The organism is Dietzia sp. DQ11-44, from assembly GCF_014145205.1.
Classification (GTDB): Bacteria; Actinomycetota; Actinomycetes; order Mycobacteriales; family Mycobacteriaceae; genus Dietzia; species Dietzia natronolimnaea.
The window spans coordinates 1-11,336 of sequence record NZ_JAALEC010000364.1 but is presented as its reverse complement, the minus strand read 5'-3'; the positions used below and the strand labels follow the sequence as shown (position 1 = coordinate 11,336).

Sequence of the window (11,336 nt, the reverse complement as noted above, 5' to 3'; positions counted from 1 at the left end):
ACGGCCCGGCGATATCGCCGGGCCGTCCCTGTCCTATTTGCGTTCCACTCGCCCGTTTCCTCACGCCCGCCTGCCCTCTGGCCGCGAAAACGAAACACTTTTCCACGGGATGTAACAAAGCATGCCTCCGGAGCGGTAGTTTATAGTGACCGTGGCCACAGATGATGGCTGCAGTGAGGAGTGGTGTCGTGGGCGCAGAGGTATCCGTCGAAGGTCTGACCAAGTCCTTCGGAACGCAGGCGATCTGGGAGGACGTCTCGTTCACCCTTCCCGTGGGAGAGGTCAGCGCGCTCCTGGGTCCGTCGGGCACAGGAAAGTCGGTTTTCCTCAAGTCGTTGATCGGCCTGCTCCGTCCAGAGCGCGGCAAGATCATCATCGACGGCACGGACATCCTCCAGTGCACCGTCAAGGAGCTCTACGAGATCCGCAAGCTCTTCGGCGTCCTGTTCCAGGACGGGGCGCTGTTCGGCTCCATGGACCTCTACGACAACGTGGCGTTCCCGTTGCGTGAGCACACCCGCAAGTCCGAGTCCGAGATCCGTAGCATCGTCATGGAGAAGCTCGAGCTCACCGGCCTCACAGGGGCCGAGGGCAAGCTCCCCGCCGAGATCTCCGGAGGGATGCGCAAACGCGCCGGCCTGGCCCGTGCGCTGGTCCTGGACCCGGAGATCATCCTGGTGGACGAGCCGGACTCGGGGCTCGATCCGGTGCGCACCACGTACCTGGCGCAGTCGCTCATCGACATCAACGCGCAGATCGACGCCACCATCCTCATCGTGACGCACAACATCAACCTCGCCCGGACCGTCCCGGACAACCTGGGCATGCTCTACCGCAAGAAGCTCGTGATGTTCGGTCCCCGCGAGGTGCTGCTCACGAGCGAGGAGCCCTCGGTCCGCCAGTTCCTGCGCGGTTCCAAGCTGGGACCGATCGGGATGTCCGAGGAGAAGGACGACGCGCAGATGCGCGAGGAGCAGGCACAGGCGGACGCCGGCCACAACGACGGGTCCCCGGGAGCCGACGAGGTCACGGGTGTCCCGCCACAGATGCAGCCCACCCCGGGCGGCCCCGAGCGCCGGGGTGAGATCCGCCGTGAGAAGCGTGTGGCAGAGATGCTCGACACGCTGCCGGAGGGTGCGCAGCAGGCCATCCGCGAGGAATGGGCCTCTCGCGGTCACGGCAACGGTAAGGTCGCCGCGTCGGCGCCTGCAGGGGCCACCTCGTCGCAGTCGGACGCGGGCTCCAACTCGTCCGGAGTGGACGAGCACTACGGGTCCGACGAGAATTGACGCGTCGACCGAACCGGGGGGATTTGATGGCGGAGAGTACGACCCAGCATCCAGAAGGACGGGCCGGTATGTCACCGGCTGATGTCGGAGGAGGCTTCCGGACCGCGGTGGGCGGGGCCGGCGAGGTATTCCGACTGTTCCTCGACGTGCTACGAGGGGTCTTCAGGCGACCGTTCCAGTTCCGTGAGTTCATAGAGCAGTCCTGGTTCATCGCCTCGGTGACGATCCTCCCGTCGGCACTGGTGGCGATCCCGTTCGGGGCCGTCGTGGCGATGCAGACCGGGTCGCTCGTCCAGCAGCTCGGCGCCGAGGCCTACACGGGGGCCACCGGCGTCCTCGCCGTCGTCCAACAGGGTGCGCCGCTGGTGACCTCACTGCTGATCGCGGGCGCCGCCGGTTCGGCGGTGGCCGCCGACCTCGGTGCCCGGACCATCCGCGAGGAGCTCGACGCGATGCGCGTCCTGGGGATCGACCCCATCCAGAGGCTCGTCGTCCCCCGGGTGCTCGGCATGATGCTCGTCGCGGTGCTCCTGAACGGACTCGTCTCCATCGTCGGGATCTCCGGCGGTTACGTGTTCAACATCATGCTGCAGGGCGGCACACCGGGCGCCTACCTGATGTCGTTCGGTGCCCTCGCCCAGCTGCCCGACTTCATCATGTCCTCGATCAAGGCCCTGATCTTCGGACTCATCGCCGGCGTGGTCGCCTCGTACTGCGGGATGAACCCCAAGGGCGGACCCAAGGGGGTCGGCGACGCCGTCAACCTGGGCGTGGTCCTCACATTCCTCCTGCTGTTCTTCGCCAACCTCATCCTCACGGCGATGTACCTGCAGATCGTTCCCCCGAAGGGGTCGTAATGGCGATCCATACCGATGTCGGACCCACGCGGGCCCGGCTGAGGGCCCTCGTCCGTGGCCCGGTCAACTCGTTCGACTCCCTGGGTGACCAGCTCGCCTTCCACCTGAGGGCTATCCGCTGGATTCCCCAGACGATCGTCCACTACCGGCACGAGGTGTTGCGTCTGATCGCGGAAGTGACCTTCGGCGTCGGCACCCTGGCGGTGCTCGGTGGAACCATCGGCGTCATCGTCATGATGAGCGGGTTCACCGGGGTCGTCGTCGGCCTGCAGGGGTACGCAGCCCTCGACCAGATCGGCAGCTCGGTCCTCACCGGCTTCCTGTCCGCCTACGTCAACACCCGTGAGGTCGCGCCCGTCGTGGCGTCACTCGCCCTGTCCGCAACCGTCGGCTGCGGTTTCACCGCCCAGCTCGGTGCCATGCGGATCTCCGAGGAGATCGACGCCTTGGAGGTCATGGCGATTCCGAGCGTGCCGTACCTCGTCACCACTCGGGTCATCGCCGGGTTCATCGCCGTCATTCCGCTCTACGTCGTGGGTCTGCTCTCGTCATACCTCGCCACGCGGGGAGTCAACACCATGATTCAAGGACAGTCCACAGGGTCGTTCGACCACTACTTCCATCTGTTCCTGCCTCCGGAAGACGTGATCTACTCCTTCATCAAGGTGATCATCTTCGCCTTCGTGCTGGTGATGATCCACTGCTACTACGGCTACACCGCGTCCGGGGGCCCGGCCGGCGTCGGCGTGGCGGTGGGGCGCGCTGTCCGCACCACGATCGTCGTGGTGGCGATCCTGAACTTCTTCGTCGGACTGGCACTTTGGGGCACGACCACGACGGTGCGGGTGGCGGGATGAACGAGCTCTCCGTACTCTCCAAGCGGTTGCTGGCCGCCCTTTTCATCATTATCGTCCTGGCGTTCGTCGGGACCACCATCGCGATCTACAACCGCGCCTTCACCGACTCGGACGGCGTCACCCTGTACACCGACGACATGGCGTTCGCGCTGCCGAACGACGCCGACGTCAAGGCGCGCGGTGTCCTCGTGGGCCGCGTCTCCGGTGTCGAACCCGACGGGGACCGCGTGCAGGTCAACATGGAGTTCGACCCGGCGCTCATCGAACAACTGCCGGCCAACGTCAGTGGCCGCCTGCTCCCCAAGACGTTGTTCGGTGAGCGGTTCGTCGACCTGGGGTTCCCCGATCAGCCCGTGGGGACGCTCGAACCGGGAGCGACCATCGAGCAGGACACCCGCGGCAACGCGATCGAGTTGGGGCGCGTCCTGGACGGGCTACTCCCCGTTCTCGAGGCGGTCCCGCCGGAGAAACTGGCGGGCACGCTCGGCGCGATCAACCAGGCGTTGTCAGGCCGTGGGGACGAGATCGGCGCCAGCCTGGTCGAGATCGGACAGGTGTTCGACGGCATCAACCAGGAGTTGCCCGCTCTGGAATCCGGGCTGGAGGATCTGGCGACATTCTCCCAGACCTATTCCGAGGCGCTGCCTGATCTCATCAACGCTCTGGACGCTCTGCGCACCACCGGCGACACGGTGGTCCAGCGCCGCCCCGACATCGCCGACGGACTGCGGCGGATCAGCGAATCGTCCGAGGTCCTCACCGGTTTCCTCGCCGCTAACCGCAACGACCTCATCTCCCTGGCGGTGGACTCGCGCACCTCCCTGGAGTACCTGGCTGAGTATTCGCCAGCACTGCCGTGCTCGGTGGGGAATTTCATGACACTTCTGGACCGGTCCGATGCCATCCTGGGCGTGGGCACCGAGCACCCCGCCATCCGGGTGACGCTCGAGCTCGTCAATCCCAGAGGGCGTTACGTGCCCAACCAGGACGAGCCGCGGTTCTTCGACACCCGCGGTCCCCGCTGTTACGACCCGGCGCAGGAGCCGTTCTACTTCGGTGGGGCCCCCGGCGGGGCGATCGCCGACGGGAGCTACCAGATCCCCACCCGCAATCCGGGGCCCGCGTTCATCCCGACTCTGCCCAATCCGCTTCTCCGGGACGGGCCGGTTCCGGCACTCCGTAACCGTGGCTCGGTTCCCCCGGCTCCCGGGCGGGCGGTGCCCGAGCAGCCCAATATGCCGTTTCCGTCAACCGTGACCGCGGGTCAGGACACCGACGTGGTGGCTATGGCCTACGCCGGCTCGCCGCTGGAGACCGACACCGTCCGAACCGTCCTGGGGGTCGCGTCCTCGCGCGGCGCGCAGGAGATCCCTGCCTGGATCGGCCAGATCGGCGCCCCGGCGCTTCGCGGAACGGAGGTCGGTTTCCGATGAACGCCAAACTGAAGGCCCTATTCCGTGGCGGCCTGCTGGGGTCATTCGTCAAACTGGTGGTCTTCATCGTGGTCACAGTGCTGCTCAGTTCGGTCCTCGCCGTGACCATCAGGGGCGGCACCCGGGCGGAAGGTACGGAGTACTCTGCGATCTTCTCCGACGTGACCATGCTGGAGGAGGGCGACGACGTCCGGATAGCCGGCGTCGTGGTGGGCAACATCACCGGGATGGAGATCCACGAACGCGACCTGGCTAAGGTGGACTTCACCCTGGCCGGCGACCGCACGCTGCCGGCCAACGTGCACCTGGCACTGCGGTTCCGGAACATGATCGGCCAGCGGTACCTGAACATCTCCCGGGAGCCCGGACCCGTCCAATCGGCCCTGGAGGAAGGGAGCACGATCGGAATCGAGAAGACCTCGCCCGCGGTCGATCTCACGGCGCTGTTCAACGGTTTCCGCCCGCTCTTCACGACCCTGCAGCCGGAGGACGTCAACGCGCTCGCCGACTCGCTGGTGCGGGTACTGCAAGGGGAGGGCGGCACCGTGACGAGCCTGGTCCGCCAGACTGGTGAGCTGACCAACCACCTGGCCGATCGGGATCAGGTGATCGGCGAAGTCATCGACAACCTCACCCGGGTCCTCGAGACCATCAACGAGCGGGACGTGCAGTTCCAGCAGCTCGTGGTGACCACCAGGCAACTCGTCGAGGGACTCGCCGACGAGCGCGACGCTATCGGCAGTTCGCTCGACTCGATGGCGGATCTGACCTCGTCGGCGGAGAACATCGTCACCGCCACGCGGCCCGCCGTGACGGATTCGCTCGACCACCTCAAGGTGGTCACCGACCAGATCACGACGAACCGCGACACGCTCAGCGAGGTTCTCATCAACCTGCCGCGCAAGACCGACAACCTCATCAGGATGGGTTCGTTCGGGTCCTGGCTCCAGTTCTATCTCTGTGGACTCGACGTGGTGCACGGCCCAGGCACCAACGTGCCCAACCTTCTTCCGAGCGGCGGTCCCACGATCAATCAGCCGGTGTACACGAACGTCGCGCCCCGGTGCCACGCAGGGGGAATCCCATGAGCAAGCGCAGTGCGAACGAGCCGAGGTTCAGCAACGCCACCATCGGAGCGATCGGGGTCCTGGTGATCCTCGCCCTGACCGCCGTGTCGTTCAGACTCGACGCGCTACCGATCGTCGGGGCGGGACCCAAATACACAGCCTACTTTTCCGAGGCCGCCGGGCTAGCGGACGGTAGCGAGGTCCGCGTGGCCGGCGTCAAGGTTGGCGTCGTGACCGACGTGGCGCTCGACGGCGACAAGGTGGCCGTGGGCTTCCGGGTCAAGGACGCCTGGCTGGGTGACGACACCCGGGCGAGCATCCAGCTCAAGACCGTGCTCGGCCAGAAGTACCTCGCGCTCACGCCGGCGGGAACCGGGGAACTCGACACGTCGGAGCCGATCCCGCTTGAGCGGACGGTGGCCCCGTACGACGTGGTCACAGCTTTCTCCTCCGCAGCGGAGACGCTCGACGAGATCGATGACGCCAAATTGGCAGCGAGCCTGGACACACTCACCGATGCGATGCAGGCGTCGCCCGAGGAGTTCCGGGGCGCGGTCGACGGCATGGCGCGTCTGTCGCAGACCGTGTCCAGCCGGGACGCCGAATTGCGGAACCTACTCGAGGCCACGCGTACGAGCTCCCAGATCGTGGCGGACCGTAATGACGACTTCCGGCGCCTGATCATCGGCACCGGACAGTTGTTGGGCGAACTCAACGACCGCGCCGAGAGTCTCAAGCTGGTGTTGGCCTCCACGCGCGGACTGTCGATCGAACTCCGCCGGTTCGTCGCGGAGAACGAGGCCGAGTTCAAGCCGACCCTGGATAGTCTCGACTCCGCCCTGGCGGTGTTGACCGACCACGAGGAAGAGCTGAGGGCATCCATCCACAACCTCGGGCCCTTCTATCGGCTGTACTCCAACATTCTGGGCTCGGGCAGATGGTTCGACACCGTGGTCACCAACCTCGTCCCGCCGGGTATTCCTGAGCCGCCCTTCTATCCCGGCGCCCGCGCGCCGGCCAGACAGAGTGGGATCAACTGATGCACAAGAAGATGCCGTACTCGTTCGTCGGGCTGCTGCTCGTCGTCGTCGTGGCCGCCGTGACTGTGATTTTCCTCGCCGTCACGGGGTTCGGACGCACCAGCATCACCGCCACCTTCCCGACAGCCGTCGGAATATCGGAGGGCTCCGATGTCCGGATCCTGGGGGTCACGGTGGGTTCCGTCGACAAGGTGACCCCGATGGGGGAGACCGTCGAGGTCGAGTTCCACGTCCGCCGGGGCGTGGACGTCCCGGCGGACGCCAAGGCGGTCCAGGTGACGCCCTCGGTCGTCCCTGACCGTAACGTCCAACTACTGCCCGCCTACTCAGGCGGCCCCAAGATGGAATCGGGCGCGCACATCCCCCTCGAGCGGACCGCGACACCGGTCGAGGTGGACAAGCTCTACGCCTCGGTGGAGGAACTGACCGATGCTCTCGGCCCGGAGGGTGCCAACAAGGACGGCGCTCTCGACCGGTTCGTCACCGCGTCCGCGGACACGCTCGGAGGCAACGGTGCCGCACTCGGGCGGTCGATCGACGAGTTGTCGCAGGCCGCGACGACGCTGGCGGATTCGAGTCAGGACATCAGCGAGACCGTGGTCAATCTGCAGTCGTTCGTCACGATGCTCGCGCAGAACGATGCCCAGGTGAGGCAGTTCAACTCCCAGATGTCGACCTTCAACCAGACTGTCGCTGGTCAGCGCGAGGACCTCCAGGGCGCCCTCGCCGAACTGAGCTACGCCCTCGCGGACGTCGCGCGTGTCGTGCGGGACAACCAGGACGTGATCCGCAGCAATGCGGACCGTTTGGTGAGACTCAGTCAGATCACCGCGGACCAGAGGGGCGACATCGAGGAGATCCTCAAGACTGCTCCGTTGGCTCTGTCCAACCTCCTCGGCGCCTACGACCCCGAGGCCGGGCTGTTGTCCTTACGTCTCGGCATCCCGGAGTTGCAGGACCCGGCCGGCGTCCTGTGCCAGCTCATGACACTTGGCCGCCTGAACCCCGGGGACCAGATGCTGGCCGAACTCGACAACCTCCGGCGCGCCGATATCGAGGCCTGCGAGGCTCTCGCGCCGCAGCGCAACGCCGATCTACAAGCGTCGAACCCGGATCTGCCGTTGGGCATCCTCGCTGGCGAGATGAATCAGTCTGTCCCGGTTCCCGGGACGGTCCAGGGCAATCGCGGGTGGCCGATGACGCCCGCCTCGGAAGGGGGACGGGGATGATCCGGCCGACCACGCCCATCCTCGGTCGCGCCGTCCGCGCGGTCGGTGCCAGCGCGCTCGTGGCCGCCGTCGCGGCGGGGTGCTCGTTGAATCTGGAGGACTACACTCTGCCGGGTGGCGCGGACCTGGGTGAGGACCCCATGCACGTGGCCGTCCGCTTCGACGATGTGTTGGACCTGGTCCTGCAGTCGTCGGTCAAGGTCAATGGTCTTGACGCCGGTCGCGTGTCCGGTATCTCGCTGGCGGAGGACGGGTGGACCGCAGAGGTGGACATCGTCCTCCGCGGCGACATGGAGCTCCCCGCCAACGTCGAGGCCTCGATCCAGCAGACCAATCTCCTTGGCGAGAAGTTCGTGCAGCTCAGCCCGCCGGAGGACGAGCCGCCCACCGGAGAGCTGTCCGGCGGTGACGTCATCGCCAGTTCGGACACCCGCACGGCTACCGACATCGAGCAGGTTCTCGGCGCGCTGTCGCTGTTGCTCAACGGCGGCGGCGTGGACCAACTGCAACCGATCGTGGCCGAACTGCGCAAGGCCACCGACGGCCGCGAGGAGGATCTCACCCGGACCCTGCGATCGGCGGAGGAGCTCATCGGGGGCCTGAACCGGCAGCGCGACAGCATCACCGAAGCCCTCGAGGGCGTGAACCTCATGACGTCGCGTGCCAACGATCAGCGCCAGCAGATCGAGGCGGCGCTCGACGAGCTGCCCGCCGGGGTGGCGGTGCTCGAGGAGCAGCGCTCGCAGTTCGTGGAGATGCTGCGCCGGGTCGACACACTGGGCCAGGTCGGCTCGGAAGTCCTGCTCACCAGCAGGGAGGACCTCATCGCCGACCTGCGGGCGCTGCGCCCTGTGCTGCAGTCCCTCGGCGAGTCGACTCCGGAGCTCATCGAACTGATCGGTTTCGTCCCCACCTTCCCGTTCCCGGACTCGTCTATCCCGGCGACCGTCGGCGGCGCGGCCAACATCTTTCTCTCCGTGGACGCGACGATCTCTGAGACGCTCCGGAATCTGGGGGCGAATCAGGGCGAACCGGTGGTTCGCCGTCCGAACACCACGAGCGGGCCCTACGTCGTGGACCCGCAGAACCCGTGGGTCGGCGACAACGGCCCGGACCGGCGGACGACCATCGTGCTGCCGCTCCTGCCGGTCCCGCCGGTCATGGACCGGGCGGTGGTGCCCAAGCCCGCACCAGGAGTCTCGGAGTTCTCCGAGAACTACCTGCCCGAACCAGGAGAGCCAGGAAACCGATGAGCAAGACACTCCGCACCCAGCTCATCGCCTTCTGTGTGATCGCCGCGGTCGGGATCACCTATGTAGGTGCCAACTACGTTCGCTTACCTTCGCTGTTCGGGATCGGCCAGTACCAGGTCTATCTGGACCTACCCGAGACCGGCGGGGTGTTCACCAACGCGGCCGTCAACTACCGCGGCACGGCGATCGGACGGGTGGGCGAGCTCTCGCTCACCGACGACGGTGTGCGAGTCGAGCTCGACCTCGACTCGAGCGCCCCCGACGTCCCGGCGGACACCGAGGCCGTGGTCGCCAACCGCTCCGCCATCGGAGAGCAGTACGTGGACTTGCGACCCAACAGCAGCTCGGCGCCGTATCTCGAGGACGGGGACGTGGTCTCCGCCGGACGTGAGGCGTTGCCGGTACCCGTCGAGAACCTGTTGGCCTCCGTCGACGACCTTTCCCGATCGGTCCCCTTGGACGATCTCGAGGTGACCGTCGATGAACTCGGCAAGGCGTTCCAGGGCCGGGGACCCCAACTGGAGCGACTCTCGGACTCCCTCATCCGGATTTCCGAGTCCGGTATCCGCACCATGCCGCAGTTGCAGACGCTGATCCGCGACGGGGCGACCGTCCTGGAGACGCAGGCCGACCAGTCCGGCGAGATCGTCAGTTTCTCCCGCGATCTCAGGACGGTCACCGAGGCGTTGCGTGACTCGGACTCCGACCTGGAACGGCTGATCACCACGGGACCGGAGTTCGCCGACGAGACCCGCTATCTGGTGGAGAACTCCGGCGCCCCGCTCTCTGGAGCCGTGCGGAACCTGTCGGCGACGATGAAGACAATAGATCCACTGGCGCCGTCGTTCAAGGTGCTCCTGCAGCTGTTGCCGGCACTGGCCGCCGGCGGGATGTCCGTCGCTCCTGGGGACGGGACCATCCACTTCGGTCTGTCCCTCGAGACGAACAACCCACCAGCGTGTACGCAGGGGTACGAAGGTACGTGGGAGATCATCGACCAGATGAAGGCGCAGGACCCGTCCTTCGACTGGCAGGAACAGAACTTCCCGCCCAACTACGACGCGCAGTGCACCGTGCCCTTCGGCAGCCCCACCGCGGTCCGCGGTGCCGACCGGGTGGAGTACGCGCACCCGGACATGCCGCAGCCGTGGGACACCAAGCCCAAGATCGACCCCGACAAGGCCAACCTGTCCGTGGCGGCCACGCAGCTCGCGGTCCTGCAGGGGCTGATTCCCCGGTGACCGCGCGGCCGGGCGGCGACTCGGCGGACGGCGGGTCCGGTAGCGTCGCCGCCATGAGTTCGCAGGGAACGGAGGGGGGCGCGCGCCGCCCCGCGGGGACGGGGACCGTGCCGAGATGGCTGGTGGTCCTCGCGGCGATCATCCTCGTGGCGGGGCTGGCGACGTTGGGGGTGTTCGGGGTGCGTTACGCCCAGGCGCGGTCGGCACAGGAGGTGGCGTCCGAGCGCGAGGCGGCCGCCGACGTCGCCGCCCAGGTGATCATCAACGCGTTCAGCTTCGACCACCGGAACGTCGACGATTCGCTGGAGCAGCTGGCAGAGGCCTCGACCGGCGAGTTCCTCACCGAGCAGGAGCAGTGGGCCGACGATGTGCGGACGCGCGTCGTGGAGCAGAAGGCGGTCACCACGGCCACGGTCTCGCACACCGCTGTCGAGACCCTGGACCTCGAGGCCGGCGACGCCGCCGTCCTGGTGGTGTTCACCGCCCACTCCGAGCGGGAGGGCCAGGATGACATCACCGGCCGTCAGGCGATGCGCGTGGACCTGACGCGAGAGGACGGCACCTGGAAGGCCGACGCGGTCAACCAGGTGGGCGTGACGGTCCCGGTGGGCGAGTCCAGCCGGTCCGTGCAGGAACTCGACGCGCCGGAGGAACAGGACGACCCGGCCACAGAGGAGGAGTCGACCCCCGCGCCGACCACCTCCGCCGGACGATGACGAAGGACGACAGTCGCTGATGCCACCGATCAAGAGAACCCAGAAGTCGGTCAATCCGGCGCCCCGTAGGCGGCTGGCCGGACACGCCGGACAGACCCGACCCGAGGGCGGGACCGCCACGGACCCCACGTCGTGGGACGCACGAGACGACGAGGTGGGCGGCGACGGAACCGGGGCGGGTCGCGGGGAACGGCGTGCCGGCCGTCGGCCCGGTGGTCGCACGATCGCGTACTCCGCCATCGCGACGGGGCTGGCCGCCGGGGCCATCGGGGCGTTCCTGGCGACGGAACCCGGGGTCGACGTGGACAACAGGGCGTTCGTTGACCGGGAGGCCACCGAGGAGGTCCTCTCGGC

10 protein-coding genes and 1 pseudogene are annotated in these 11,336 nt (G+C 67.1%); all 11 read left to right on the top strand.

The window, feature by feature from the left end; translation table 11 throughout:
* The first annotated feature begins 188 nt into the window (after positions 1-188).
* Positions 189-1,289: an ABC transporter ATP-binding protein gene (locus G6018_RS09755; RefSeq protein WP_132063034.1), complete on the top strand. Its 1,101-nt coding sequence runs from the start codon at positions 189-191 to the stop codon at positions 1,287-1,289.
* A 68-nt stretch (positions 1,290-1,357) separates the two neighbouring features.
* Entirely contained in the window at positions 1,358-2,146 is a 789-nt protein-coding gene (locus G6018_RS09750; RefSeq protein ID WP_067716806.1) for an ABC transporter permease, read from the top strand.
* Entirely contained in the window at positions 2,146-3,003 is an 858-nt protein-coding gene (locus G6018_RS09745) for an ABC transporter permease (protein WP_007631815.1), read from the top strand. Before G6018_RS09750 ends, G6018_RS09745 begins: the two co-directional genes overlap by 1 nt.
* A complete protein-coding gene (locus G6018_RS09740) occupies positions 3,000-4,436 on the top strand; it encodes an MCE family protein (RefSeq protein ID WP_159149058.1) in 1,437 nt (478 codons plus the stop codon). Before G6018_RS09745 ends, G6018_RS09740 begins: the two co-directional genes overlap by 4 nt.
* Positions 4,433-5,524, top strand: a complete 1,092-nt coding sequence (locus tag G6018_RS09735) for an MCE family protein (protein WP_063971831.1) — start codon at positions 4,433-4,435, stop codon at positions 5,522-5,524. The genes G6018_RS09740 and G6018_RS09735 overlap by 4 nt, the downstream gene beginning before the upstream one ends.
* Positions 5,521-6,543, top strand: a complete 1,023-nt coding sequence (locus G6018_RS09730; RefSeq protein WP_119192183.1) for an MCE family protein — start codon at positions 5,521-5,523, stop codon at positions 6,541-6,543. The genes G6018_RS09735 and G6018_RS09730 overlap by 4 nt, the downstream gene beginning before the upstream one ends.
* Positions 6,543-7,772 carry an MCE family protein gene (locus tag G6018_RS09725; RefSeq protein ID WP_069389563.1) on the top strand — a complete coding sequence of 410 codons (1,230 nt, stop codon included), beginning with the start codon at positions 6,543-6,545 and terminating at the stop codon, positions 7,770-7,772. The genes G6018_RS09730 and G6018_RS09725 overlap by 1 nt, the downstream gene beginning before the upstream one ends.
* Complete coding sequence (locus G6018_RS09720) at positions 7,769-9,025, top strand: MCE family protein (protein WP_063971834.1); 1,257 nt, start codon at positions 7,769-7,771, stop codon at positions 9,023-9,025. Before G6018_RS09725 ends, G6018_RS09720 begins: the two co-directional genes overlap by 4 nt.
* Positions 9,022-10,266 (top strand): MCE family protein, encoded by a 1,245-nt coding sequence (locus G6018_RS09715; protein ID WP_182639493.1) that lies wholly within the window; start codon positions 9,022-9,024, stop codon positions 10,264-10,266. The genes G6018_RS09720 and G6018_RS09715 overlap by 4 nt, the downstream gene beginning before the upstream one ends.
* A gap of 53 nt (positions 10,267-10,319) precedes the next feature.
* Positions 10,320-10,982: a hypothetical protein gene (locus G6018_RS09710; RefSeq protein ID WP_187701019.1), complete on the top strand. Its 663-nt coding sequence runs from the start codon at positions 10,320-10,322 to the stop codon at positions 10,980-10,982.
* A 19-nt stretch (positions 10,983-11,001) separates the two neighbouring features.
* Positions 11,002-11,336: pseudogene (locus G6018_RS09705) on the top strand (hypothetical protein); the annotation flags it as partial.